General features: G+C 36.3%; 29 protein-coding genes, 1 riboswitch and 1 other annotated feature. Of the genes, 6 read left to right on the plus strand and 23 right to left on the minus strand.

Annotation, left to right across the window (positions count from 1 at the left end; all coding sequences use genetic code 11):
* Positions 1–148 precede the first annotated feature (148 nt).
* A riboswitch (glycine riboswitch) is annotated at positions 149–241 on the minus strand.
* 144 nt (positions 242–385) lie between these two features.
* The 7 genes from C7Y47_RS02135 to comGA all read right to left on the minus strand — a co-directional run bounded on the left by C7Y47_RS02135 (position 386) and on the right by comGA (position 4,686).
* Positions 386–901: a shikimate kinase gene (locus C7Y47_RS02135; protein ID WP_142507246.1), complete on the minus strand. Its 516-nt coding sequence runs from the start codon at positions 899–901 to the stop codon at positions 386–388.
* Positions 902–1,098: 197 nt separating this feature from the next.
* Positions 1,099–1,524: a competence type IV pilus minor pilin ComGF gene (comGF, locus tag C7Y47_RS02145; protein ID WP_142507247.1), complete on the minus strand. Its 426-nt coding sequence runs from the start codon at positions 1,522–1,524 to the stop codon at positions 1,099–1,101.
* Positions 1,517–1,834, minus strand: a complete 318-nt coding sequence (locus C7Y47_RS02150) for a hypothetical protein (protein WP_142507248.1) — start codon at positions 1,832–1,834, stop codon at positions 1,517–1,519. The genes comGF and C7Y47_RS02150 overlap by 8 nt, the downstream gene beginning before the upstream one ends.
* On the minus strand, positions 1,827–2,267 hold the full coding sequence (comGD, locus tag C7Y47_RS02155; protein ID WP_142507249.1) for a competence type IV pilus minor pilin ComGD: 441 nt from the start codon (positions 2,265–2,267) through the stop codon (positions 1,827–1,829). Before comGD ends, C7Y47_RS02150 begins: the two co-directional genes overlap by 8 nt.
* On the minus strand, positions 2,267–2,605 hold the full coding sequence (comGC, locus tag C7Y47_RS02160) for a competence type IV pilus major pilin ComGC (RefSeq protein ID WP_142507250.1): 339 nt from the start codon (positions 2,603–2,605) through the stop codon (positions 2,267–2,269). Before comGC ends, comGD begins: the two co-directional genes overlap by 1 nt.
* Before the next feature lie 10 nt (positions 2,606–2,615).
* Positions 2,616–3,689, minus strand: coding sequence for a competence type IV pilus assembly protein ComGB (gene comGB / locus C7Y47_RS02165; RefSeq protein ID WP_142507251.1), 1,074 nt, complete (start codon positions 3,687–3,689; stop codon positions 2,616–2,618).
* Positions 3,667–4,686 (minus strand): competence type IV pilus ATPase ComGA, encoded by a 1,020-nt coding sequence (gene comGA / locus C7Y47_RS02170; protein ID WP_142507252.1) that lies wholly within the window; start codon positions 4,684–4,686, stop codon positions 3,667–3,669. The genes comGB and comGA overlap by 23 nt, the downstream gene beginning before the upstream one ends.
* A gap of 325 nt (positions 4,687–5,011) precedes the next feature.
* On the opposite strand from comGA, the gene C7Y47_RS02175 reads away from it, so the two are divergent.
* Positions 5,012–5,722 (plus strand): helix-turn-helix transcriptional regulator, encoded by a 711-nt coding sequence (locus tag C7Y47_RS02175; protein ID WP_142507253.1) that lies wholly within the window; start codon positions 5,012–5,014, stop codon positions 5,720–5,722.
* A 120-nt stretch (positions 5,723–5,842) separates the two neighbouring features.
* The gene (locus tag C7Y47_RS02180) at positions 5,843–6,085 is read left to right on the plus strand and encodes a DUF2626 family protein (protein WP_024361272.1); all 243 of its coding nucleotides are present in this window, start codon (positions 5,843–5,845) and stop codon (positions 6,083–6,085) included.
* Positions 6,086–6,269: 184 nt separating this feature from the next.
* Here C7Y47_RS02180 and C7Y47_RS02185 read toward each other — a convergent pair whose 3' ends face one another.
* Entirely contained in the window at positions 6,270–6,920 is a 651-nt protein-coding gene (locus C7Y47_RS02185) for a YidC/Oxa1 family membrane protein insertase (RefSeq protein WP_142507254.1), read from the minus strand.
* Between the two features lie 578 nt (positions 6,921–7,498).
* The gene (locus C7Y47_RS02190) at positions 7,499–8,143 is read right to left on the minus strand and encodes an MBL fold metallo-hydrolase (RefSeq protein WP_142507255.1); all 645 of its coding nucleotides are present in this window, start codon (positions 8,141–8,143) and stop codon (positions 7,499–7,501) included.
* Positions 8,144–8,311: 168 nt separating this feature from the next.
* On the opposite strand from C7Y47_RS02190, the gene C7Y47_RS02195 reads away from it, so the two are divergent.
* Positions 8,312–8,491, plus strand: coding sequence for a DUF2759 domain-containing protein (locus tag C7Y47_RS02195; protein WP_142507256.1), 180 nt, complete (start codon positions 8,312–8,314; stop codon positions 8,489–8,491).
* Positions 8,492–9,014: 523 nt separating this feature from the next.
* Here the strand turns inward: C7Y47_RS02195 and C7Y47_RS02200 are convergent.
* The 4 genes from C7Y47_RS02200 to rpmG all read right to left on the minus strand — a co-directional run bounded on the left by C7Y47_RS02200 (position 9,015) and on the right by rpmG (position 12,198).
* Entirely contained in the window at positions 9,015–10,910 is a 1,896-nt protein-coding gene (locus C7Y47_RS02200; RefSeq protein ID WP_142507257.1) for an LTA synthase family protein, read from the minus strand.
* Between the two features lie 280 nt (positions 10,911–11,190).
* On the minus strand, positions 11,191–11,400 hold the full coding sequence (locus C7Y47_RS02205) for a YqgQ family protein (RefSeq protein ID WP_142507258.1): 210 nt from the start codon (positions 11,398–11,400) through the stop codon (positions 11,191–11,193).
* Entirely contained in the window at positions 11,393–11,986 is a 594-nt protein-coding gene (locus C7Y47_RS02210; RefSeq protein ID WP_142507259.1) for a 5-formyltetrahydrofolate cyclo-ligase, read from the minus strand. The genes C7Y47_RS02205 and C7Y47_RS02210 overlap by 8 nt, the downstream gene beginning before the upstream one ends.
* A gap of 62 nt (positions 11,987–12,048) precedes the next feature.
* Positions 12,049–12,198, minus strand: coding sequence for a 50S ribosomal protein L33 (gene rpmG, locus C7Y47_RS02215; protein WP_008408521.1), 150 nt, complete (start codon positions 12,196–12,198; stop codon positions 12,049–12,051).
* A gap of 150 nt (positions 12,199–12,348) precedes the next feature.
* On the opposite strand from rpmG, the gene C7Y47_RS02220 reads away from it, so the two are divergent.
* The gene (locus C7Y47_RS02220; protein ID WP_366151246.1) at positions 12,349–12,801 is read left to right on the plus strand and encodes a hypothetical protein; all 453 of its coding nucleotides are present in this window, start codon (positions 12,349–12,351) and stop codon (positions 12,799–12,801) included.
* 3 nt (positions 12,802–12,804) lie between these two features.
* Positions 12,805–13,302, plus strand: a complete 498-nt coding sequence (locus tag C7Y47_RS02225; RefSeq protein ID WP_142507261.1) for a hypothetical protein — start codon at positions 12,805–12,807, stop codon at positions 13,300–13,302.
* Positions 13,303–13,382: 80 nt separating this feature from the next.
* Here C7Y47_RS02225 and C7Y47_RS02230 read toward each other — a convergent pair whose 3' ends face one another.
* From C7Y47_RS02230 to C7Y47_RS02270, 9 genes are all read right to left on the minus strand, one after another.
* Positions 13,383–13,955, minus strand: a complete 573-nt coding sequence (locus tag C7Y47_RS02230; protein WP_142507262.1) for an aminodeoxychorismate/anthranilate synthase component II — start codon at positions 13,953–13,955, stop codon at positions 13,383–13,385.
* Positions 13,952–15,337 carry an anthranilate synthase component I gene (gene trpE, locus C7Y47_RS02235; RefSeq protein ID WP_142507263.1) on the minus strand — a complete coding sequence of 462 codons (1,386 nt, stop codon included), beginning with the start codon at positions 15,335–15,337 and terminating at the stop codon, positions 13,952–13,954. The genes C7Y47_RS02230 and trpE overlap by 4 nt, the downstream gene beginning before the upstream one ends.
* A gap of 163 nt (positions 15,338–15,500) precedes the next feature.
* Positions 15,501–15,766: a binding site (T-box leader), on the minus strand.
* Positions 15,767–15,805: 39 nt separating this feature from the next.
* Positions 15,806–16,876, minus strand: a complete 1,071-nt coding sequence (locus C7Y47_RS02240) for a mechanosensitive ion channel family protein (protein WP_142507264.1) — start codon at positions 16,874–16,876, stop codon at positions 15,806–15,808.
* 73 nt (positions 16,877–16,949) lie between these two features.
* On the minus strand, positions 16,950–17,822 hold the full coding sequence (locus tag C7Y47_RS02245) for a hypothetical protein (protein WP_142507265.1): 873 nt from the start codon (positions 17,820–17,822) through the stop codon (positions 16,950–16,952).
* Positions 17,823–18,464: 642 nt separating this feature from the next.
* Positions 18,465–19,124, minus strand: a complete 660-nt coding sequence (gene phoU / locus C7Y47_RS02250; RefSeq protein WP_142507266.1) for a phosphate signaling complex protein PhoU — start codon at positions 19,122–19,124, stop codon at positions 18,465–18,467.
* Positions 19,125–19,136: 12 nt separating this feature from the next.
* On the minus strand, positions 19,137–19,970 hold the full coding sequence (pstB, locus tag C7Y47_RS02255) for a phosphate ABC transporter ATP-binding protein PstB (protein WP_142507267.1): 834 nt from the start codon (positions 19,968–19,970) through the stop codon (positions 19,137–19,139).
* Positions 19,971–19,982: 12 nt separating this feature from the next.
* Entirely contained in the window at positions 19,983–20,861 is an 879-nt protein-coding gene (pstA, locus tag C7Y47_RS02260; RefSeq protein ID WP_142507268.1) for a phosphate ABC transporter permease PstA, read from the minus strand.
* Position 20,862: 1 nt separating this feature from the next.
* Entirely contained in the window at positions 20,863–21,810 is a 948-nt protein-coding gene (gene pstC / locus C7Y47_RS02265) for a phosphate ABC transporter permease subunit PstC (protein ID WP_142507269.1), read from the minus strand.
* 64 nt (positions 21,811–21,874) lie between these two features.
* Positions 21,875–22,849, minus strand: a complete 975-nt coding sequence (locus C7Y47_RS02270; protein ID WP_142507270.1) for a PstS family phosphate ABC transporter substrate-binding protein — start codon at positions 22,847–22,849, stop codon at positions 21,875–21,877.
* A gap of 371 nt (positions 22,850–23,220) precedes the next feature.
* Between C7Y47_RS02270 and C7Y47_RS02275 the strand changes: the two genes are divergently transcribed.
* Positions 23,221–23,418, plus strand: a complete 198-nt coding sequence (locus C7Y47_RS02275; RefSeq protein ID WP_255504974.1) for a hypothetical protein — start codon at positions 23,221–23,223, stop codon at positions 23,416–23,418.
* Positions 23,419–23,553: 135 nt separating this feature from the next.
* On the opposite strand, the gene C7Y47_RS02280 is transcribed toward C7Y47_RS02275, so the two are convergent.
* On the minus strand, positions 23,554–25,427 hold a 1,874-nt coding region (locus C7Y47_RS02280; protein WP_142507271.1), incomplete at its 5' end, for a peptidoglycan D,D-transpeptidase FtsI family protein.

A 25,427-nucleotide genomic window follows, 5' to 3' on the forward strand; every position in this document is an offset into this window, starting at 1 on the left:
TAGACATAAAAAAAGACAGACGAACCCCTTTTCGGGATTCTCTGTCCTTAAACCTGAAAGTTACACCAGACTGGCTCGCATACCTACAATGCCAAACAGCCGGCTTTCCCCTTTGGTGGCTGTAGTACTACAGCTCTCTCCAGAGTTGCGTCTTGTACGAGTCCTTTTACCTGAGAGATTCATAACATTTTGTTATTTGCTCCTTCGGTGACGTCTACACGTGCTCTCCCCGCACAATCATCCGCCCAAGATTCATCTTGGTACTATTTAGTATTCAATGAACATTTAGTTACTTATTTGTCTATATCCTAACATTAATTGCATTGAAAAGGCAATCATTTTTTAATTTATATCAAAACACGAACGTTTTATTCGTTTATTTTAATCAACGTTCGCCTTTTAACCTTTTAACTTGGAATACTAAATACTCAAGAATTTGGCGGAGTGTTCTGCCCTCTGTTAACACTTGTATATGTCCAGTTTCACGATAGAATCTTCTTCTGTAATGATACAGCTTCTCTAGCTCCTCTTTCGTTGAACTCTGTACAATTGGTCTGTTCGGATCATGCTGTATTCGTTTGTATATATCTTCGAATGTCGCATCTAAAAAAAACACGAGCCCACTGCGTCTCATTATTTTTCGATTTTCAGCATTGATTGCAACTCCACCACCTGTTGAAATAATACAAGCTTCGTCTCGGAAATTTTTCAAAAATTCTGTTTCTATTTCTCGAAAACGTACTTCTCCATATTTTTCAAATATCTGTGGAATTGTCATTCCCTGCTGCCGAACGATCTCATGATCCATATCATAATAAGGCATCTTTAACAAATAGCTTAAACGTCTTCCTAACGCACTTTTGCCGGAGCCCATAAAACCAACTAAATATATTTTTCGCATTCGAATCACCTTCTTATAACTACGATTCTACACTGTCTGACAAAATTTGTCCTAATAAATTTATCGTAGCTCGAATATTCAGCTTTTCTAGGTCATTATATGTTCGAAACTGAATCTCATAAGACGTACAATACGTAAGAACAAAAGTAGTTACAAAAAATAATAATGCAATTGCGATTAAAAATATAGCCCCTCTGTCACTTTTCAACAACTGGAACATAGAAAGTTCGCTCCTTTTTGATACCACTTGGAAGTTCTACAGCTACTGTTAATATATTTTTTTCAAATTGGAACTGACATTTGTTAATACCAATTAGCATTGGTACATGACCACCATTTACTTGTTCACGAATTAAATTGCTATAACAATCAATATTATGAATAGTATCTCCTTTCTGGAAGGTTATTCTCTTTTGGTCTTGTCGAATCGTAAATGAAGAAATATCATTTAAATACATATTCAAATCATAAACAAAAAGCTCCCACTTCGATTGTTCATCAGATAGTACTGTTGTTTTCATTTCTGCAAACCAAAGCATAATGAACACAACAAGGTGTGCAATAAGCACAAAAACAACTAATTGAAATAAGGCTTCTAATAATGTATAGCCTCGTTCATTCATCGACTTCACCTGTCAGTTGTATACATTTTTTACGTAATTCCCGTGTATTTTGAAAACTTACACAAATCCCCTGTCCATTCATAGACCATTGGAAATCTACATTTTCGACGGTATTAGTGCCTTCAGTTTGCTGTAAATAGCGATAACGCTTTAAGCCTTCATAGGCGGTTTCAGCTGCGATAACTTCTAACTTCTTGTTATAAAGAGTCGACTTCATCATGTAGCTGATCGGTATTAATGTCGTGCATAATAACATAACAATGACTATTGATAAAATCGTTTCTACAAATGAATAGCCAGATTCATTCAACTCTCGATCTCCCTCGTCCTAACGTAATCACAACCTTTTTAGTACCCTGGGGCGTTTTAAAATAAACAGTCCCTGGGGTCATGACGTTTCCATTGTAATTGTATATAATCGTGTTAATTGAACCTGAAGAAAGTACGGCCTCAACCCCTTTTGGAAAAGGTCGTTCAAATAATTCTGTATAAAAATCCTTTTTAAGGATATATCTTTTTGATGAGCTCTCAAATTTTATCGAAATGTATTCTCTTTTGTGCATACTATACGTTTGTATATATTGTATATCTAATTGAACTTGTGTAAAAAATCGCTCAATCTCTCTAGTTTCCTCTGCTTTAACCGAGTACTTTATGACAATCGCTGACAAACACATAACGATAAACAATACAATGAGCATTTCAACAAACGTAACACCACGCTCACTTTTTATAGTATCCATCAGTTACCAGAGCCATTATTAGAAGAAATCTTCGCCAATCGTACCTCTCCATCATTAGTGATCATTATCTCTTCTTTATTAGGACAGGTCGTTTCATCCTTCTTTAAATAGCCTTTTTCTACCAGATCTTCAATTGTTGGATAAGCCATAAAATCTACGCGATACGCCTCTACCTGCCCCTGCACCATAGAGATATACGCTTTACAGCCCTTCTCATCGACGGTGGCAAAATGTTTCGTAACATTAGGGATTGTTATTAAAATTAATATGGAAATAATTAGCAAAACGATGAGCATTTCTATCAACGTAAATCCAGCTTGTTGCTTTATCCGTTTCATTATTATCCTCCTATACTAGTTCAATCATATGATATATTGGTAATAATAAACTTACATATGCAGCAACTATGCACATTGCAATAATGATAAAGAAGGTAGGTTGCACAAACGCAAGGATTTTATGCAATAGTTGCTCTTGCTTTTCTGTCAATAATTCACTGTACAGTACTAGCTCTTTTCCTAGATAGCCACTTTGCTCTCCATGTTCAACAAATTTTGAGAAATCCATCTGCCAAACCGTCATCAAATGAACAGCTTGTGTCAGCGTATCACCAAAAACAACACGCTCCTTTATACATCGTGCCAGATATTGTAGAAACGGTTGAAGTTGCTGTTGCTCTAAAATTTGTAGACTTGCCTGTAAAGAAAAACCACTTTGGAGTAGACTTCCTAAATAAGCAGCAAATTGTCTCGTCAAAGACATTCGTATATATATCCGAATCAATGGCGTTTTTAGGATAATATTTAGCCGGTGTGCAATCGGACGGCGTTTGAGATAAAGGTGAAAAAAGAAAATACTACAAATCACTGCTATTCCTACGACAATTAAAGCATCAGGAAAATGCAATAATACTTTTGACAAAGCAATGCTTGTCTCCTCTGTACCAGTAGTTCGACTTGTCACCATTTTTTCTATATTAGGAAAGAAAATGGTGCGAAACACTAAAAACAACAGCATCAAAAATATAATGAGCACTACTGGATATAAGAGTAGCTTCATTAATTTTTTCTTCGTCGATTCACTTAAAGCCATTTGCTTTGCCACACCTTTTAAGGTCTCAATCATATGTCCATTGTTTTCGGCAACTGTAATAGCTACTAAATGTTGCTTTGGAATTTGCATCGCTTCAAAAACTCCTAAAACACCGGCACCCTGCCTCAGTTTTTCATTGACTAGCTTTTGTATTTCTTCATGCGCTTCAATATGATGGGGTAATAGAATAGAAATAGCTTGTGGGAATAAATAACCTTCCTGCATTAACACGCTTAATCGGCTAAAAAAATGAGCCTGCTCCCTTACTCGCCATTTTGTCGCCTTTTTGTAATCTAATCGAATTCCTTCAAAAAACTTTCGTATTCGCATAGATTTGATTCTCCATCAGTTCTTTTTGCCCTGTAAGCGTTAAATCATGCGGTAACTCAAAGCTAGTTTTTTGCATAATTGCTTTGATAGCCATTTGAAGATGAACATCGCTTAATATTTCAAACAATGCACGGCGTTCTTCCTGAACTATTGGTGATTGGAAAAGTGTTTGAGCAACAATACCCACCACAGTTTGACGAAGTTCTTCCACTGAAACGCCTAAGTCAATAAATCGATAAAGGCAGTTTATCGAATCTTTCGCATGAATTGTCGAAACCACTAAATGACCTGTTAAAGCTGCCTCGATTGCGATTTTCGCAGTCTCTTTATCACGTATTTCACCTATCATAATGACGTCAGGTGAGTGGCGTAAAATAGCCTTTAGTCCTGTAGCGTATGTAACGCCAGCTCGTTCGTTTACTTGAATCTGCAAAAGGTTAGCTTGGTTATTTTCTACAGGGTCCTCCAATGAAATGACATGTCGATTTAGTTCTGTCGAACAGTAATGGATTAAAGAATATAAGGATGTTGATTTACCAGAGCCCGTTGCACCTGTGAAACATAAAAGTCCTTGTTGATGTTTCACTAGTTCCATTAACATTTCTGCTACATATTTGGAATAGGATAAGGAAGTAAGTGGGAATGCATGATTTTGTAGAAACAATCGGACAATTAAGCTTTCTTTTAAAAATACTGAGGGAAGTGTAGAAACACGAAAGGCATATTGATCTTGTTCCATAGCTTTTTGGAAGGAGCCGCTTTGGGGTTTGCGTCGCTCGCTAATATCTAATGCCGCTAAAAATTTATAATAGGAAATCATTCGCTCTGCAAGCTCGTTCGGTAATTCACCAGCTTGGAGCAGCTTATCATACTTTCGAAAATATATACGATATTGTTCACGTTCTGGAACTAATAATAAATCTGATGCACCGAAATGATAGGCTTTTAATATAAGTTGCTCACATTTTTGCTCAACAACCGTTTCAAAATTTTGCATATTCGCACCCCTCTTCTGGTTCACTCGAATATGACCGCTCTATTCGTTATTCCCTAGTATAGATAGGAAGCTGTTAAGTGAAAAGCCCTTTTCTTAAAATAAAAATTTGATATAAATTTTCCTGTCAAACATGTTTTTTGCTATAAAAATGTGGATAACATGCAAATTTCCACTAACTATGAACATAATCTTATGAAAAAGTTAATATTTATGACTAAAGGAACTGTATCTTTTTCAATAATGCAATATAATAGAATTAACATGATTTTTTTCCTACACTTGGTAGAACAGCTAAAAATTCAAAAAATACATAGAGGTGAAGCAAATGATCAATCCATTAAAAATTACTAGTACATTGGCCGATGAAACTAGATATTCTATTTATGAGTACATACTGCAAGAGAAGAAAACTGTAACGGTCCAAAATATCGCTGATAAATTTGGCATCCATCCAAATGTTGCACGGCTACATTTAACAAAACTCTCAGAAATAAATATAATTACAGCTGATTTTGCCAAAACTGGGAAAGGTGGTAGACCCGGGCGTGTTTATAAGGCCTCAGATAAAGGTGTATCATTAACGTTCCCGAGACGTGATGAAGATCGATTATTAAAATGGACAATCCAATTAATTCAAGAATTTGGACCATCTGCATTAGAAAAATGCCAGGAAATAAGCTACCAAGACGGCTACCAACAAATGAAAAATTATGTAAATGCTGAGTTACAACTAAATAATACCCTTTCCTTCGAACAAAAGCTCCAACTATTAACTGACAATGCAGCATTAATTGGCTATACTCCTCATGTACAACAAACAGAGCATGGTAAAAATGTGACTTTCTCCATTTTTAATTGTCCATTCCATGAGCAGCTTTCTAGTCATTCAGAAATTGTTTGTTCTTTACATGAATCCTATTTAAAGGGACAGGTTGATGCGTTATATGCAAGCAATGAATTTGTACAAATTGATAGCATGATACATAATTGTGATTTATGTAAGTATGAAATAAACGTGACAGAAATTGATAGTTAATTTTTAAATATCCAATTGTTTGTCACAAAGAAGAAGAAGTTCCAGTTTACAGATACCTTTCATATCATTTATAATGAGTATGAGATTATTGTGTCGTGGGCAAAAGGAGGGGAAATCTTCATGGATAATATGTATAAAGTTATGGCATTCTGGACAGGTATTTTTGCAGTCATGTTCTACCTTGGTGGTATGAACGAAGTATCGCTATTATTCGTAGGTAATACAGGTTTATTCTTATTATTAGGCTTCTTAAACCTTTCAGAACGTATGTACATGTACATTTTCGGAGCATATTTAACTGTATTCTTTGCTGGCTTCACGTACTATACAACATTTATTCACGTACCTGGTGGCGGTCATTAATACAAAGAAAAACGCGTGTCTCATTGAGTATGAGACATGCTTTTTTTATGTAAATTTATTCATCAGATGCAGAAATTAGAGATGAATCATTTATGAAAACATAGTAAAATCCCCCTTTGCATTAAATAGGCTAGATTATGGTTTTTCTATCTATCCTACAAAATACTAGGGGGATTTTTTCCATTTATAAAGTTAATTTAGGCTTTAATTTATTAAACACAAAGCTCTGTAAAATCACCCATAAAGATGAAATGGTCCAATAAAATGGGATAGCTGATGGCATGAAAATTGAAGAAATGACAATCATCAACGGTATCATAAATATCATTATTTTCATTTGCGGATGGCTATTATCAGCTAGCTTAACTGACATATAAATTTGAATCATCATCGTTAAACCGGCGATAATTGTCATAAAAATATCTGCAGACCCTAGATTAAACCAGAAGAAATTCTCATGCTGGATAGCATTACTTTGTGTAATGGTATAATACAGTCCGCTTAAAATTGGAAATTGAATCAACGCTGTTAAACAACCTGTTTTCATACCTGAAAAGTTTTCCATCATTATTTGAGAGATTTGCAACTGATATTCTTTACGTTCTTCATCTGTTTTAGCCTTGCTTAAGTTTGATTGTAGCTCTCTTAATTTTTCCTTATTACCTAGCGACTTTTCTGTAACTGCTAGTTGGGATTTAAAAGATTTATAATTTGGATACATCAAAATTAAGCGTATTAGCACTGTTAAAATTACTAAGGCAACTACATAGCTCCCCGTAAAATTAAAGAAAGTATCTAGCAAATTTGTCAGTGGTTGTGTTATAAATTCAAACATTAATTAATTGCTCCCCTTTTATAATAATTTTTCTTATAAAAGGGACACTAATTCTTCGTCATTATCTGATTTACTGTAAATTACTTTTCTCAACCATTTATTAAGAAACATGTGAGAAGGATAAATTTTACTTTCGAAATTGACATTGACAGTTAAATCTATTGATACGTCAAGATTCGCGTCAATGACAGCAATTTTATCAAAAATAGTATAAATGTATATTTTAATAAATGGACTATGTTGTACTAAATAACTAAAATCAGTAATAAGCGATAATAACAATAATAATTCCATTTACATCACCTATTTTTATTTTATCATAATTGAGTGTAACTGTATAAATTTTCTAAGTCCATCACCAAATGTCTTAGGATGTAGTTTTATGCCATATATAAGTTGGTTGGAGTAGAGGCTGGGCGACTCCTTGAGAACAGATGAGACCCTGGATCGAGCGATCATCGGACGCCCCCTAGGAAGCTTTGCTCTGTGCGAAAGCGTAGCAGCAGCATCAAAGCCCCAGCCGGAACGGGAAATCAACCCTCGCTATGGATGAACCATTTTTTTATTATCGCCAAACCTTAAAAACCATTCAAGAAGGGATTTGTCTCCATTTCTGCACCGACCGTTGTATAGTTCCCATGACCAGGGTAGATAATAGTATCCTCAGGAAGTGTCAATAGCTTATCATGAATGGATGTAAGTAATACTTTTGTCGAGCCTCCAAGTAAATCTGTACGACCTACACCTTGTTCAAATAGTGTATCACCAACAATAGCGAAGCCATCATTTTCAAATATATATGAAATACTACCTGGTGAATGTCCTGGTGTAAAAGTTGCTTTAAAATAAAAATCACTTATTTCAAATAGCTGTTCTTTTTTAATAATATTTTCTTCAGCTGGGGCACCGACAATATACTCTGGTAATGCTGCGTATTTACTAGAACCATTTTTTGTTGGATCTCCTAACCAGCTTACTTCTTTTTCATGAATCCATATTGGAACATTAAAAGCCTCGCGGACAGCGTCCACTGCACCGATATGGTCGAAATGTGCATGTGTTAAAAAGATGGCTAGTGGTTTAAGATTGTTACTGCGAATAGCCTTGATGATTCGATCTGCTTCTTCTCCTGGATCAAATATTAAGCATTCCTTATTTTTATTCGATACGATATAACAATTCGTTTGGACAGGGCCAAGAGAATAACTTCGTACGTTTATCATTGTTATCACCTCTATTTCAATTATACAGCCTTTGCCACAATTTGACGATAAATGTTCATAGTTTAGTCTATATTAGTTCTCGACAAAAACAGGTAGAACGTTTACAATGAAGGAGGAATATTGTTTACGACATTCATTTTCTGATGTCGAAAGGAGTGTCTATTTCTAATGAACTTATTAATGGTTATTTTTGGTCTAGTTGCTATTTTAGCTGTAGTTGGTACATTCCAAGCACTTAAAGAAAAGAATCTTTTAAGCGTTGTTTTCAACTTATTAAGTGCTGCAGTATTCGGTTGGTTCGTAATTATGACTCTTATTAATAGCGGATACCCACCAAAATTACACTAAAATTTAGACAGAAAAAAGAGCAGCCTCCATTCGAGGCTGCTCTTTTTCTATCGTTTTTACTTCAGCCTTCCTTAAACGATACTAACCACTTTCCTCCAAGTTGTTTATTTCGGCTGCCTGAACGTTATATTTCAATTTGATAGTATACATAAAAATAGTTACATTCCCCTATTTATGTACAAAAAGGGTTTTACCATTTGCGCTCATCAACAAAGATTGTGCATCAAGTCCTGTGATAACGTCTTCGTAACCACTAGCGTGTCACTACCGCTACGTTAGCACTGCGCTTTTGCATAACTAGAGACCCTAAAGGAAGGCGTATCAATGGACGCAGGAAACACCCAGTCGGAACGGAAATTCAACCTCACGTTATGGTAATGGGTTACCATTTGTTGCAACACCTATAATATGGCTGTAAATACCTCATCACTTCTGCTAATAAAAATTGACCATTATACCTCACCTCAGCATTTGATATAAAGCAAAAAAAAAGAGATCTCATTAAATGAGATCTCAATTGTTGTTACTTGGCTGCTCCTTGCTTCAAGTTACCTGTCTTTTGGTCATAGAAGCGGAGTAAATCACCGTTAATGATGGCATCCGAACTTTCAAGTTCTTTCGTAGCTCGATCAGCGTATGGCTGACATGGCTCACCATCAATTTCTTCACCAGTTGCTTTGTCATAACAAGCTTCACCAGCATATAAATATTTATCTGTTACAAAACGACCATCGCGGAAAACAATGAAGTCTTCATGTTCTGGTGAGAATAGGTCTGCACCAAGTTGCATATCTTTTGAAGTTTCGACGCCAAGAAGGTGTAGAATTGTTGGACGTAAATCCATTTGTCCAGCAATCTCTGTCATTTCTTTACCATCACCTGATCCAGGAATATGGATAAATAAAGGTACTTCTTGTAGCATTGCATTATCAAATGGTGTAATGCTATCTTTTCCTAAATATTGAGCCATCGCTTTGTTGTGGTTTTCTGAAATACCGTAATGGTCACCATACATTACAATAATAGAGTTATCATATACACCTTGATCTTTTAAACTTTGGAAGAAGTCTTTAAGTGCTTCATCCATATAACGAACTGTTTGGAAATAACGATTTAATGTACCTGAGTTTGAAGTGTATTCAGGAATCATTACGTCTTCTGGATCCAATGTGAATGGATAATGGTTCGTTAAAGTAATTAGTCGAGAATAGAACGGCTGTGGCATATCTTTCATTAATGCTGCAGATTGCTCTACGAATGGGATATCTTTCATACCCCAGTTAACAGCTTGCCCTTCGCCAATCTTATATGAATCTATGTCATAGAATTTATTAATGTGTAATGATTGATACATTATGTCACGGTTCCAGAATGATTTATTATTCGGATGCATGACATTTGTAAAGTAGCCATTATCACCAAGACGCTCAGCCATTGAGTTATACGTATTTCCACCATGTGTGAAGAATACCGCACCACGACCTAAGCCGAACAATGAGTTTTCTAAAATAAACTCCGAGTCAGAAGTTTTCCCTAATCCAGTTTGGTGATAGAAATTACTGAAATAATACGAATCTTTATCTTTAGTTAAAGAGTTTAAGAATGGTGTAATTTCATGACCATCCATTTGGTTATTAATCACAAAGTTCTGTAAAGACTCCAGTGATACAACAATCAAATTACGACCCTTGTATTTACCAAACATTTCAGGGTTGACTGCTGCTTGATTAGAACGAATATAGTTGTTCACTTCTACTAATTCACTGCCATCCGCTAATGCACGTTGAGCAGAAGATTTTGATTGAATATAAATGTCATATAAATGGTAGTTATAAGTACCGATGTTTTTTACAAGTAATTCACGATCAAAGCTACGTGTTAACAATTGTGGACGCTCTGTTTCAGCTAATCCTAAGTTTAAGAACGACACAGCAATCGCTAATACGAAGTACGCGCGACGGAATTCCACGTTTACCTTTACTGCATCTTTCATCATAGGCAAATATTTATTAGCTAAAATAAGAATAAGTACGTCAACGAAATACAATAAATCCCAAGGGCTAACAATCGCTGCTACTGAAGTTCCTAAATCACCAAAATTATTTGTTTGGAATAATACCGGTAACGTAATAAAGTCGTTGTAGAAGCGATAGAACGCAACATTCCCGTATAAGACGATTGACAAAATAACACTGATAGTTATTATATAACGACTTTTAACTTTTGGCGATTTAAAGAATAACGATATACCATAAGCAAATAGCACGAAGCTTAATGGATTAATAAACAAAATAAATTGTTGCATCGCATTTTCGATTTTCATCTCAAAGCTTGTGTGATAAACAATGACCGTTTTTATCCAAGTTGCTACAATTGCTAGTATCATAAATGAATGTTTAGGCCACTTTATTGATTTCATCCCTAACATCCTCCCTACTTTCTTACAAAAAAATAATATTTTTAACAATTTGTTACTGAAACAAAATATATCTTAATCCATTTTTTACAGATAATCAATAGATATATTTTGGGAAAAACTGTGCCCCTTGTTCGTAAATGGGCCGGATAGTAATATATACGTTTTCGTTTGTAAAAAGTTTCGTAAATCATAAAAACAGTGGAAAACCACTGTTTTTTAAGAATATTACATACATGTTACATTATCTTTACAATACCACAAATGAATTATATTTAAAACATTACTTATTTTTTTCTTTCATGCGAAGCTTTGTTGTTTCTTGTCGAATTAGTAATAATGCCATTTGGTAATCTTTAATATCTAGTACATTCGCTTTATACAACTCACGAATTTCATCCTCCATTAACATCAAATCACCAATGGGATCTCGTGTGTAAATATAAGTACCATATGTTTTTAATAATTCATAAATATCTAACATTTTATCCATTTTTGTTCGCTCCTCGTTGTGTTACACAGTCAAGACGTTTTGTCGGTGTCACAATGATATCTACTGGGCAATCGTGTGCTTCTGTAGGTACACGTTCATATAGCTGCTCATTAAATAACAAAGACATGAGCTTACCCTTTGTATAGTTTAATACATAGCGATCATAATAACCACCGCCATAGCCTATACGATAGCCGAACTTATCAAAAACAACTCCTGGAACAAGTATGACGTCCATTTCATTTGCGTCAACAAACTCACACTTCTCTGGAATTGGCTCACGCAAATGCATATACACAGTTTCTAGCTGGGCAAACGAGTCAATGGCGTAAAATAACATTTCTCTTGTTTTTGAGTTGCATTTAGGCACAGCGACTTTTTTACCAAGTTGCCATAGTTCTTCAATTAATTGAATTGTGTCGACTTCTGGCTTATTGGAAATAGTAATGCCAATTGTAGTTGCTTCTATTATATATGGTTCCTGTAGCACTTTATTAACTACAGCATTTGATTGATCGCGGTAAGCTACTTCGCTAATTTTTGCAAGTGCTTCCTTTACCTCGTTCCGCAAAGTTGTTTTATCCATGCTAAGCTACCTCCTAAAATGTAGAAAGCCAAAACCACAAGTGGTTTTGGCTTAATGAGCGATTACTTAGTTTCACGGTGAAGAGTGTATTTCTTCTCGCGAGAGCAATATTTTTTAAGTTCAAGACGCTCTGGATTGTTACGCTTGTTCTTTTTAGAAATGTAGTTACGTTCGCCGCAATCTGTGCAAGCTAAAGTAATGTTTACGCGCATTATTAACCCTCCCACTCTATATCAAGAATTTAAATTTTGAGCATGATTTATACGACTAACCTATTATAACATAAAATAAAAAAAAATCTAGCTTCATTTCATATTAAGTTTGCATATGGTAAAATACCTTATAATTACATACTTAATGAGGTGAAACTATTGGATTTATCCATCATACTTATGATTGTAGGGATTCTCCTAATTATTACTTCGTTCTTTTTCAAAAATAGCGCGAAAAAGGTCGAACAAGATGTAGAGGAGCTATCCATCTCTATTTTTCAAGAAACAAATAATTTAAAACGTCGTCTGAAAATTGTTGAGGAAGAACTGTTAGTAGAGCCAGAGTTTCAGGTTAAATCACCGTCAGTGCAAAATAACGCGATACCAAACCCAAAGGTTCAACAAGTTATGCAAGCTGTTCAACAGGCTGCTCAAGCATCGAAAACAGGACAAGCTGCTCCAAAAACGAAACCTATACATCAAATCATTGTAAGTCAGGTGCTTGAACTAAATAAGCAGGGTCTTTCTGTAGCAGATATCAGTATTCGTTCAAATTTAACTGAAGAGCAAGTCCGCCAAGTAATTGCAAACGGAGGTCGGTAATTCATGAAAATGTCCGCTATCCGTGCATTTGGTATTGCGCTTTTTCTTGTCGGAGCTTTGCTAGCTTTAGCGGCGCGTTTCGATTTCAATATCGGTCTTCCAACTAAAGCTTCCCCAAATACAGAAAATGTTGAGGAGTTACAAAAAAAGCTCGACCAGGCAAATAAAGAAATTGCATTATTAAAGGAACAAGCAAAGCAAGCTTCAAAGGAAACTAATCAGAAGACAGATACTCCTAAAACAACGACTAAAGAAAATCATAAATCGGCAGATGCACCGGCAAAAGATACAACTATGTCACTCCAAATTTACAGTGGTATTACACCATATATCGTGGCTCAAAAGCTTGAAGATGGTGGCATTATCGACAATAGTGTTGAAATGGAACTGCTACTTGCTAACCCTAAATACGCACGAAGCTTACAAATTGGCTCTTACGAAGTCAATTCTTCGATGTCTTTAGAGGAAATTGCAAAATTAATTACAGGGAAAAAGCAATAATAGTACGATTCCATTAGTAAAGATGGCTGTCATCAAAAATCACAACTACTGATTTTCGATGACAGCCTCTTTTGTTTCGTTTATGAAATATGTTCGATGAAAGCTCGCATCATGATACTGCCCTCTTTTGTCCCAATGGATTCTGGATGAAATTGCAGCCCAAAGAGTGGGTACTCCTTATGTTGAATTGCCATAATTTCACTATCATCGCTGGACTTTGCTAAAATATTAAAATCCTCATGTAACGTGCTTTGCTCAATAACGAGAGAATGATAACGCATTACTTCGATTTTACCGTCTAACTGAGCAAATAAGCCTGTTTTTTCATATTGAATAGGCGATAATTTTCCATGCATTATAGTTTTAGCTTGAACAATGTTTCCTCCAAATGCTTGCCCTATCGATTGGTGTCCAAGACAAATGCCCAAAATCGGAAACTTCGTATAAAGCTCTTTGATAACATCCACTGTTATTCCTGCATCAATTGGCGTACCTGGACCGGGCGATAAAATAATGGCTTCAGGTTGTATTTTCTGAATGTCTTCAATTGTTATTTCATCATTCCGTACTACTTTTACATTTTTCCCAAGCATTCGGATTTGCTGAAATAAATTATATGTGAATGAATCATAGTTATCGATCAGTAAAATCATTTTTTCACCTCCAATAACGCTCGAGCTTTATTTAACGTTTCTTCGTATTCAGACAACGGCACTGAATCGTAAACAATACCAGCACCTGCCTGCACATGGGCACGATGATCCTTTATGATCATTGTTCGAATAGCTAGAGCTAAATCCATATCACCTGTAGCAGAAATATAGCCTACTGCACCTGCATAGACACCACGCTTCACAGGCTCGAGCTCATTGATAAGTTGCATAGCGCGGATTTTCGGCGCACCTGATACTGTACCAGCAGGTAAGCAAGCTCGAAGAACATCCAAAACATGTACATCATCCTGTAATTCTCCGATAACCTCTGATACAATATGCATAACATGTTTATATCGCTCAATATTCATATATTTCATCAACTTCACTGAACCCACTTTGGCAATACGTCCAAGATCATTTCGCCCTAAATCCACCAGCATACGATGTTCAGCGATTTCTTTTTCATCATTTAAGAGACCTTCCGCAATCGCGTTATCCTGCACCACTGTTTTACCCCTTGGCTTCGTACCAGCAATAGGATTGGTCGTTACCTTTCGATCATTCACCTTAACGAGACTTTCGGGAGATGTTCCTAAAATGGTATACGTACCGAAATCCATATAGAACATATATGGTGAAGGGTTAGAAGTACGTAATTGACGATATAAAGCAAAAGGATTACCTGTATATGGTGAAGTGAAGCGTTGTGATAAAACAATCTGAAAAATATCACCCTTACGAATATGCTGTTTTGCACGTTCAACCAGTGCTACAAAATTTTCTTTGGCGATCATTGGTCTGAAATCTAGCTTTCCAAACGTCGTGTCGTCAAATGTTGTTCCAGCATAAAGTTGCTCCTTCATCATAGAAATAGCCAATTCCATCGCTTCAAGAGAACGTCCTTCATCAAATAAATCGATTGCTGCTAGTGTAATCTCTTGCTTTAAATGATCAAAAACAATGAATGTATCATAGAAAAAGATATGGACATCCGGCATTTCTAAATCATCCTGTAAGTATTCGCCTATTTTCTCTGTATAAAATGCTGTTTCGTAACCAAAGAAACCGATTGCTCCCCCGAAAAAGGCAAACGGGTACTGCGCCTTATGAAATGGCATAACTCGCTGTAATTTTACTAATACATTAGCACTCGATTTTTCTGTTTCTCCACCTTTGGAGAAAGAATAACCATTCTTATCTCCAATCAGTTCTGCAATTGGGTTGACGGCAATAAATGAGTAACGTCCACTTTCTTCATGCTTGGCAGACGATTCGAAAAGCATCTTATGCTCCCCTTCAAGTGATTGATAAACGGAAATTGGCGTCATCATATCACCCTGTAATACCTTCATGGTAAACTTTCTAAGCTCAACTGTCATACTCTTTCTCTCCTCTTCTTTGCTCTGCTCTTCTACACCAAAAATGATCAATTATGCTTCGGCGTAATGGTCGATACCGCTTCTATAAACATTGCGTCCGGAATTTGAAACTGTGTAAAACACTAGTCATTCCGCCAAAACATATAAAAAGGCCTTCCCATCACAAAAGGACGGAAAAGCCGTGGTGCCACCTTCATTGGTCTTCATCAATTATGCCCCAGCATAATTATATTCAGCTGACGTTTCAATACTCGCTGAAAGAGTTAAAAGACCCACTCTATACCCTGTAACGTAGGCAGACGCTAATCCATACTTTATTCAGGATTAGAGCTCCGAAGTCCATTCACTATTTATTTGTACTAGTTTCCACCATGCACTAGCTCTCTATAACAAATAATAATAGTTACTACTCTTCATCAAAGCTGATAACATGTATTCATTGTAAAGCAAATAAACTAACAATTCAATTTATTTTTTATTACGAAGCCATTCATCTTCAGCTGGATTTGCTAGTATAATATTTAGTTCTTGAAAGATTTGACGTATAGCAAATAAAATATCTTGTCGCACATTTAGCATCTCCGCCGTATCATTTGTTGTTACATAGAAACGCACAAGGACGCGATACGAGGTTGGATAAAACTCATCTATAAATACATGAATCATTTCTTTTTCTGTTTGAGCATGCAAATAAATTTCCTTTTGAATGGTACTTAAAGCACTTCGTAGTTTTTCCTCTTCATTTTCAGCAGCTACAAATAAAAATTGCTCACATTTTCGTTTTTCTCGTCTCGATAAATTATAGATTGGTCGATTTACCAAATAGGAGTTAGGTACATAAACTAGACCTTTATCCCCCGTTTGAATTAAAGTACTCCGAAGATTAATATCTTCGATAGTTCCTTCAATTTTTTGGTCCTCCGTTGCTATCCAATCGCCAATTTGAAATGGGTTATCTAATGCGACTGACATCCCACCAAAAACATGTGCTAGTGTATCTCGAATACCAAAAGCAATCGCGACACCAGTTAAGCCAATCCCGGTAAAAAAGCCATTCAAATTAAAATCCCAGAAAGAAGCAATCGTAAACATTGCCAATATCATAATGAGCACTTTTCCTATACGAAGAAAAAAAGGTAACAGGACATTTGGTTCCTCATCGTTATTCAACGGTAGTGGCTGCTTTGTATAATAATTTAAAACATCGTATACGCCTTTGAACGCAAAAAAGACCATAATAGACCATACAAAGTTTTTAGTTGCTACATGTGTAAATAAAAAGATGTCTAATAAAATTGATAAACTGAGTACAATAACGGCAGACATAAAAGCATAGCGAATTGCTTTATTAAATTGTGCGAGTACTGTTGCCTGAAAGTAACGCTGACGATTTCTCAAAAATGTAACAGTACGATTAATAATTTTCTTTATAACAAACTGCTGAAAAAGCCAACCAATTACACAAAGTGCAACGGCAATAATAATTTCCATCCACGTTGGGGTTGAAATATTAGGTAATAACCATTTCAATGAATTCAAATTTCATTCTCCTCTAACTACTATGTATATTCACAGAAAAGGAGCCGATCAACAATGACGATCAGCTCCTTTTTTATTGAATTGCATCATCCGCAAAAAAAGCCTTATTAGCAAACCAAAATTGCTGCTCATTAAAATTATGTTCATGCATAACGATGACCGAAAATTCAGCATGGTACTTACGCTTCATTTCCTCAAGTACAGCCTTTGCTTGCTTTCCAACAAGATGCTGCCCATCAATAGGAGTACCTTCTGTAAAAATAATAATATCTGCTTCTGTACAATGTTGATTTTCTTGGAGCAAGCCCTTTACAAAATGGAGCACAGGCAGTACCTCCGCTTCTCCCTTTGCCCTATAATCAATAAAATCCTTAAAATCGGATAAATTTAAATGCCCATCTTCAAATCGAAAATGTACATGAACTTGACAGTCATATGGAACGATATATAAATCTCGACGTTCACGATGCGCACTCATAAATAACGGTAAAATTATGCTTTTACAAAGCTCAGAATATGCCGCCATACCAGTTGTTTGCTCAAGGCAGATAATAATTGGACCTGTTTCTTTTTTATATTCATCAAACGGAACATATAGAATATTTCCTTTTTTTATTGTTTGACGATGAAGCTTTCGACGCCTAGCTATCTGCCACTTTCGCTCATAATACAAGCGTTGCTCTTTGCCATTGGCCAATCGTTCGGCTTGCTCAACAGCTGGTATATTTTCATAAATTTCATGCATGATATCTGCCAATCCAAGTGCAAATGCTGCCATATTTCGCAATGTTTCACTCTTGTAAAAAAAATCTATAAAAAAATGTTGTTCGATGTTACTTAATTCCTCAAGATGTAAGTTTTCATATAGAAAACGAAAAAAGTCACATTGTTCTGACGTGAATTCCAGATTAAATTTCTCTAAGAGTGATTTTACAGCGTCTTTCACAAGCAGCACCTCCTCAGCACAATTTTTCAGATAATGTCTATAGTATAACCAAAATAATTTTTTGACAATACAATAACGCTTGCAGTATTTTGACGCTATTTTTAATAAAATGTTGCTGTTACTTAGGCTTTTCAGCAAGGCGAGGGGTTGATTTACGTTCCGACTAAGCGCTTTCCTGGGGCGCTTCACTCGCTACGCTCGTTCCAGGGTCTTTTTATGTGCGAAAATGAAGCATCAAAAGACATGTGCAAAAGTGGAGTGTTAACAAAGGGTTCGACACTGACTCACAGGAGAATTAGTAGCACGGAATCACCCTACGCCATATTTACAAATCCTTAAGCGTTTGTTTTTCAATACTATGAAAAAACGAGCCTATAATTGGCTCTTATCAGACTGCAAAACAAACGTTACCCCTAATGAATAAAGTTTTATATTTACTCATACTGTCGATTGGAATTGTTGATTTTTCACGGAGAGTGGCATGAGCTTGAGCTGAAAGCCCCGCAGGAACGAAGTGACGAGGAGATTGAGGCCAAGTCAGCGGAAAGCACCAGCTCGGAGTGAAAATCAACCTTTGTTTATTGATACACTTTATTCTTATGTCGACAAACTAAAAAGAGCCTATAATTGGCTCTTCTGTTATTAATTATTTAATTCATAATGTTTACCTTTGACTAAATAAAATAAGTGTTCTGCAATATTTGTTGCATGATCAGCTGAGCGCTCTAAATATCGGCAAACAAAGGTTAAATGTGTGATTTGAGAAATATGTGCTGGATTTTCAGCTCCGGCGCGTAGCAAGAGCGTGATTGTTGCTCCATATAAATCATCGACGTAATCATCTAGTTCAGCAATTTCCTTGGCATGAACAGTATCTTCTTCTGTAAAAGCTTTAATAATACTTTCTAGCATTTCTACAGTCTTATTACACATCGTTTGCAAATTTGTTGTAGGAAAGATAAGCGGCTCTTTGCCAATACGAATCGTCTCTTTTGCAATATTCACTGCATAGTCCCCTACTCTCTCCATATCAGATGCTGCTTTGATTAGCACCATGAGACGACGTAAATCAGTAGCTACAGGCTGCTGCTTAGCAATCATTAAAATAACACGGTCATTGATTTCTTCTTCAAGACGATTGATGATTAAATCGTCCTCAAGAATCTTCAAAGATGTCTCTAAATCTTGCTTTAATAATGCTTCAAATGCTATTTTAAGAGCGTTGATACTACTATTGGCTATCTCGATAAATTGTTCTTGGACTTCTTTTAATTCCTGTTCGAAACGTTCACGCACTACCATCTAATCTCCTCCTTAACCGAAACGGCCTGAAATATAATCTTCAGTACGTTGATCTGCTGGTGTTTGGAAGATAACGTCTGTTTTATCGTACTCAACGACCTCTCCATTTAGGAAAAATGCTGTTCGATCAGAAATTCGTGCCGCTTGTTGCATATTATGTGTCACGATAATAATTGAATAATCTTTTTTCAGCTCTTGTACAAGTTCCTCAACTTTTAATGTAGAAATCGGATCAAGTGCAGATGTTGGCTCATCCATTAAAATAACATCTGGTTCAATCGCTAAACAACGCGCCATACAAATTCGTTGTTGCTGACCACCTGATAAACCATAGGCATTTTGATTTAAGCGATCTTTTACTTCATCCCATATTGCCGCACCGCGTAATGATTTTTCAACGATTTCATCAAGAATTTTTTTATTTTTTATGCCATGGATACGTGGTCCATATGCAATATTATCGTAAATTGACTTCGGGAATGGGTTTGGCTTTTGGAATACCATACCTACACGAGTGCGTAATTCTTCAACTGTATAGCTTTTATCTAAAATATTGCGCTCACGATATACAATTTCCCCTGATGTTCGAACACTCGGTACAAGCTCTACCATTCTATTTAGAGTTTTTAAATAAGTAGATTTACCACAGCCTGAAGGGCCAATTATAGCTGTTACTTCATTCTCGTAGATGCTTAAATTGATGTCTTTTAAACCATGATGATCACCGTACCATAAATTTAAATTCCGTGTATCATATACTACTTTTTTAGCAACATCAGTCGATGGCTTTATCGCCGTATGAATCGATTTTACAATTGAATTTTCCTCTTTTATTTCCAGTACCATAAGGTCACCTCATTAATAACGTTTTTGGAATTTATTTCGAATAAAGATGGCAATAGAGTTCATCAGTAAAAGAACTGTCATAAGAACTAAAATACCCGCTGCCGCTACATATTGAAATGCCTCTTGCGGACGTTTTGCCCAATCGTAAATTTGCATTGGTAAAGCTGTGAATTGGCTTAACAAACCATTAGGTAAAAACTGTAAAATAACAGGGATTCCAATAACAACAAGCGGTGCTGTTTCACCAATCGCACGAGACATTGCTAATATACTTCCTGTTAAAATTCCAGGAATAGCTGCTGGTAGCACAACATGCAATATCGTTTGCCATTTTGTCGCGCCCATACCGTAAGAAGCTTCGCGCTGTTCATTCGGTACTGCACGAATAGCCTCCTGCGCCGCAACAATAATCACTGGTAAAATTAATAAACTCATTGTTAAACCGGCTGCTAACACACTTTTCCCTAGTCCCAACATTCGAACAAAAATCGTTAACCCAAGTAAACCAAAAACAATGGACGGTACACCTGCTAAGTTGGAAATATTCATACGAATAAAGTCGTTTAGTCTATTTTTCTTTGCATATTCCTCTAAATAGATCGCAGTTCCTACACCTATAATAATCGACACTGGCGCAACAACAGCCATCAGCCAAAGTGAACCAATTAAAGCTGCCTTAATGCCCGCTTTGTCTGCAAAACGCGAAGCAAAATTTGTTAAAAAATCGATTGATAAATAGTCGACACCTTGTGTTACTATACGATAAAGCAAAATAGCTAGTGTCACTAATGCAAAGGTCGTTGCTAAGAAGAAGAAGAACTTCCAAACTTTATTGAATGTAATACGCTTTGTCATTCGTTTCATGACGACCGTGTCATCAATATAGCGCATGCTAGTAAACCTCCCTAAAGCGTTTCGAAATATATTGAGCAAATAAATTCATCACTAAAGTAAAGATAAATAATGTGAATCCTACTGAATAAATCGAATAATAAATTGTCGTACCATAGCCAGCATCACCTGTTGCAACTTGTACTATATACGCAGTCATCGTTTGAATCGAGTCTGTCACATCTAAATCGAATTTAGGTGTAGATCCACCCGCAAGTGATACGATCATCGTTTCACCAATTGCCCGGGAAATAGCGAGGACAACTGAAGCAATAATGCCTGATAATGCAGCTGGTAATACTACTTTTATAGCTACTTCAAACTTTGTTGCTCCAAGAGCTAGCGCTCCTTCTCGCATACTGTTCGGGACAGATGACATCGCATCCTCAGAAAGTGACGTTATCATTGGTAGAATCATAATGCCTACAACAATCCCCGGACTAAGTGCATTAAAAAGTTTCAGCCCTGGAATGATTTGCTGTAACATCGGCGTTACAAATGTTAATGCAAAAAAGCCATAAACAATCGTTGGTACACCTGCTAACACTTCTAAAATAGGCTTAACCGTACGTCTTACTTTTTCGCTTGCATATTCACTTAAATAGATTGCAGAAGCTATGCCAAATGGTACTGCTACAACAACTGCAATAAGTGTGACTTTCAATGTTCCAGCTATTAAAGGTAAAACCCCAAATAATGGTTCCTTCCCTGAAAACGGTAGCCACTGTGTACCAAATAGGAAATCCGTAATCGAAACACGTTTAAAAAATTCAAACGTTTCAAAAATAAGGGTGAAAACAATGCCAAATGTCGTCAATATAGAGATAAGTGCCGCAGAAAATAATAGGGTTGGCATTGCTTTTTCCACTATTTTCTTTGTTTTTTTATTGCGCGAATTTGCAATTAATTGCTGCACAGATGATGTCTTGTTTTCTTTTTGAGAAACCATTGGGTGCTCCTTTCAAATAAGAGAGGGAAAGAGCATACATCTCTTTCCCTCTATGCATGTCTACTTATTTTAAGCCTTCTAAAGTTTTTAAAGCCTCACTATATTTATCTTCTGGTAGACTGACATAACCTACTGCTTCTGCCATATCTCCTGCGTGTTCAAGTGTATATCTGATAAAGTCATACGCCGCTTCGCTTTCTTTCATAGCACTATTTTTCACATATACAAATAGTGGTCGTGAAAGCGGTGCGTATTCACCAGATTCAATTGTTTTATTTGTTGGCTCGACGCCATTTACTTTTATAAGCCCTAATTTATCTTTATTTTCTAGGTAATAAGCGTAGCCAAAGAAGCCGATTGCGTTTTTGTCACCCGCTACACCTTGAACTAGCATGTTATCATCCTCTGATAATGTTGCTGATTTTGCTAGATCAGCACCGTCTAAAATCGTTTCATCAAAGTAATCGTACGTTCCTGAATCAGTGCCTGGTGAATAGTACACGATCTTTTCATCTGGCCAAGATGGATCTATATCAGACCATTTTTTAGCTTTACCATCTTCCACCCAGATTTTCTTTAATTGCTCAACAGTTAAATCCTTCGCCCAATCGTTTTCAGGATTCACGACAACTGATATGCCATCATATGCTAAAGGAAGCTCTGTAAAAGCAATTCCTGCTTTCTCTAGTTTTGCTTTCTCTTCATCCTTTACATGACGAGATGCATTTGAAAAGTCTGTCTCACCTGCGATGAATTTTTCAAAGCCACCACCAGTACCAGAAACACCTACCGATACTTTGACATTCGGTTGAGTCCCTGCATATTCTTCAACAACTGCTTCAATAATTGGTGCGACTGTTGATGAACCATCCCCAGCTACAGCCCCTTGCAGTTTTTTGTCTGCAGCGTCTTGTCCTGAGCTCGCTGGTGCGCTTGTTTCTGCATTGTTACCATTTTGTGCAGAGTCATTACCACACGCCCCAAGCATTAATGCTGACCCCATTACCGCTGTCATCGTTAAGTACTTCCACTTTTTCATCTCATTTGCCTCCGTCACTAACATTTTTATAGTTATTTGTCTTACAATCTTTACTATAATGACTAAATGTTGAAGTCGTATAAACAGTTCGTAAAAGAGACGTAAAGGAATGTAATGCTTTGTAAACGATTGTAAAGATGAATTTACAATTGTAGCTGTCGCACAAATAAACAATGCGTCTGAATTGTGCCTAGGCTGCACGAGGTCCGACACGTTATCGGTCATTTCGGTAATACCACACGACATGACGTTTTTACCGATGCATGTCAGATAGCCGTTTTCCTTTAATAATGAGTTAAACTTGCTTCCTTTTGGAAAGATGCTATAATAAGCAATTGTGTCAGGAAATAATCTAAGAGGAGTTTGACTTTGTGATTAAACATACAAAAGTACAAAATACCGATTACTTTAAAACGTATTTAACACTTATTATGGAACATCGTGAATATACTCTACATGAAGCCGTTGATTTTATGGTAGAGACTTATTTCTGTAATAATATAGAGCTTTATGGATTAAAGCCGAAACAACAATTTGAATTAGCTATTCAACAATTATCTGTACAATAAGCCTTTTATATAAAAATAAATAAAACACGGTATGAAAATGGTGGTCTTTCATACCGTGTTTTTTTCGCGGGTAGTCAATAATACTCTAAAACTATAAAAAAACCGCTAGGCATGTAAATGCACTAGCGGTTTCTCTTATTTTTGCTCATCTTCACCAATCTTGTCTTTTGAAATAGCCGGTAAAATTGGTTGTTTTACATTACTGTCAGTCACTTTTTCAGCATTATATTTTGCCTTTAACTCAAAATATTTATCGACAGCACGACGAGCTATCTCATTATTATTTGATAAATGCTGAGTCGTGTAGGTCGTTGCCCATGGAATAACAACTGCGTAGGCAATTTCAGGATTATCAAACGGTGCAAAGCCAACATGTGTTAAGTTAATCGTACTTGTACCATAATAATCACGTAATGGTCCATAATAAACTACCTCTGCTGTCCCCGTTTTCCCCGCTGCTGTATACGGTGCATTTGCAAATTGTCTTTTTGCTGTACCATTTGCGCCCGTATAAACACGTCGTAGCCCTTGTTTTACATAGTTAATTTCATCTGATGAATTATCAATATGATTTAAAATTGTTGGCCCTATTTCTGTTACTAATTGGCCTAGCGATTGCCCATCTTTTGATGGCTCATGTACCTCTTTCACAACATGTGGCTGAATGCGATAGCCACCATTTGCGATTGTCGAGATATATTGCGCCAATTGTAACGGTGTATACGTATCATACTGCCCAATCGCTAAGTCGAGTGCTTTACCCCCATAGGTTGGACCAGTTGGACCTTGTACCCCATTAAATTCATTTGGTAAATCAATCCCTGTATTTACACCTAACCCGAATTGTGCATAAGAATTACGCATTTTGGGGAATGTATCGTCTTTTAATCGAAGTGGCATCCCATAGCTATATGGTGTTCCATTAATAAGCAAAGCTGTTTTAAACATATAAACGTTAGAAGATTGCTCCAATGCTCTTAAACCATCCATTGTAATATAGCCACTACGGTTAAAAATAGAAGATTTCTTTTTAGTATTTAGTAATTGAATCGGTTCATCCCCAAATATAGTACTTGGCCGAATGGCTCCCAATTTATACCCAGTTAGCAAAGTTGCTGCTTTAACTGCAGAACCAGACTCATAAGCTGTTGTGAAGGTTCCATACGAATAATCGACGACTTCATTTTTCCCTGTTTCAGGATTTTTTTCAATTTTCTTACCAACCATTGATAAAATATCACCTGTATTTGGGTCCATCATTACTAAAAAGGCACGATCGAGTAAACCGGAACCCCCCTGTGATTTTAATTTTAGCAACTCTTCCTCAACAATTTTTTCAGTTGCAGCCGTTAACTCGCTATCTAGTGTTAAGACTAAATCTTTACCAGGCTCGCCTTCATAAGTTGTAATGGTATCGACTACCTGCCCTTTTTTATTCGTAATATTTTTAACAACTGATTTTTGCCCTTGCAGTAAATCTTCATATTGCGCTTCAATATAACTTTCACCAACACGGTCATTTCGTGAATAATCACGAGCTAAATAATAATTCAGCTTTTCTTTTGGAATCCCTTTTGCTGGTACTGTTGTGCGTCCTAAAATAGCAAGTGAAGATAATTTCAAACGCTTCCAGTCAGTTGTTGTGTTAACGCCCGGTAATTGAGTCAAACGCTCAGAGACACGCGCAAATTCATCGGCAGATACATTTTCACTCTTAATAATTTGCGGTGATAAATTGTATCCTGATACCATCTCTCGATAGATTGCTAGTACTTCTAAGTCATTATCTGTCAATTGTAATAATTCTTCGTTTGTAATTCGTTCACGAACAAGTTTATCTATTTGTGCATTGATTTGACTTTCCGTTACATTTTCCTGTGCCCTAATTTTCTTTTTTTCTTTATCTGTTACTTTTGCATAGGCAGCGTCATGATTTTTTATCATCCAAAAATCTTGTTTGTCACGTAATGTAACACGTTTCGTTGGCTGCTCAATCAATTGTGCCAGCT

Source organism: Lysinibacillus sphaericus, from assembly GCF_006864135.1.
Taxonomy (GTDB): Bacteria; Bacillota; Bacilli; order Bacillales_A; family Planococcaceae; genus Lysinibacillus.

Bases quoted from the DNA above. Each gene is read 5' to 3' on its own strand.
- C7Y47_RS02135 (WP_142507246.1), bottom strand. From the start codon at position 901: ATGCGAAAAATATATTTAGTTGGTTTTATGGGCTCCGGCAAAAGTGCG.
- comGF (WP_142507247.1), bottom strand. From the start codon at position 1,524: ATGAATGAACGAGGCTATACATTATTAGAAGCCTTATTTCAATTAGTT.
- comGD (WP_142507249.1), bottom strand. From the start codon at position 2,267: ATGGATACTATAAAAAGTGAGCGTGGTGTTACGTTTGTTGAAATGCTC.
- comGC (WP_142507250.1), bottom strand. From the start codon at position 2,605: ATGAAACGGATAAAGCAACAAGCTGGATTTACGTTGATAGAAATGCTC.
- comGB (WP_142507251.1), bottom strand. From the start codon at position 3,689: ATGCGAATACGAAAGTTTTTTGAAGGAATTCGATTAGATTACAAAAAG.
- comGA (WP_142507252.1), bottom strand. From the start codon at position 4,686: ATGCAAAATTTTGAAACGGTTGTTGAGCAAAAATGTGAGCAACTTATA.
- C7Y47_RS02175 (WP_142507253.1), top strand. From the start codon at position 5,012: ATGATCAATCCATTAAAAATTACTAGTACATTGGCCGATGAAACTAGA.
- C7Y47_RS02180 (WP_024361272.1), top strand. From the start codon at position 5,843: ATGGATAATATGTATAAAGTTATGGCATTCTGGACAGGTATTTTTGCA.
- C7Y47_RS02185 (WP_142507254.1), bottom strand. From the start codon at position 6,920: ATGTTTGAATTTATAACACAACCACTGACAAATTTGCTAGATACTTTC.
- C7Y47_RS02190 (WP_142507255.1), bottom strand. From the start codon at position 8,143: ATGATAAACGTACGAAGTTATTCTCTTGGCCCTGTCCAAACGAATTGT.
- C7Y47_RS02195 (WP_142507256.1), top strand. From the start codon at position 8,312: ATGAACTTATTAATGGTTATTTTTGGTCTAGTTGCTATTTTAGCTGTA.
- C7Y47_RS02200 (WP_142507257.1), bottom strand. From the start codon at position 10,910: ATGAAATCAATAAAGTGGCCTAAACATTCATTTATGATACTAGCAATT.
- C7Y47_RS02205 (WP_142507258.1), bottom strand. From the start codon at position 11,400: ATGGATAAAATGTTAGATATTTATGAATTATTAAAAACATATGGTACT.
- C7Y47_RS02210 (WP_142507259.1), bottom strand. From the start codon at position 11,986: ATGGATAAAACAACTTTGCGGAACGAGGTAAAGGAAGCACTTGCAAAA.
- rpmG (WP_008408521.1), bottom strand. From the start codon at position 12,198: ATGCGCGTAAACATTACTTTAGCTTGCACAGATTGCGGCGAACGTAAC.
- C7Y47_RS02225 (WP_142507261.1), top strand. From the start codon at position 12,805: ATGAAAATGTCCGCTATCCGTGCATTTGGTATTGCGCTTTTTCTTGTC.
- C7Y47_RS02230 (WP_142507262.1), bottom strand. From the start codon at position 13,955: ATGATTTTACTGATCGATAACTATGATTCATTCACATATAATTTATTT.
- trpE (WP_142507263.1), bottom strand. From the start codon at position 15,337: ATGACAGTTGAGCTTAGAAAGTTTACCATGAAGGTATTACAGGGTGAT.
- phoU (WP_142507266.1), bottom strand. From the start codon at position 19,124: ATGGTAGTGCGTGAACGTTTCGAACAGGAATTAAAAGAAGTCCAAGAA.
- pstB (WP_142507267.1), bottom strand. From the start codon at position 19,970: ATGGTACTGGAAATAAAAGAGGAAAATTCAATTGTAAAATCGATTCAT.
- pstA (WP_142507268.1), bottom strand. From the start codon at position 20,861: ATGCGCTATATTGATGACACGGTCGTCATGAAACGAATGACAAAGCGT.
- pstC (WP_142507269.1), bottom strand. From the start codon at position 21,810: ATGGTTTCTCAAAAAGAAAACAAGACATCATCTGTGCAGCAATTAATT.
- C7Y47_RS02270 (WP_142507270.1), bottom strand. From the start codon at position 22,849: ATGAAAAAGTGGAAGTACTTAACGATGACAGCGGTAATGGGGTCAGCA.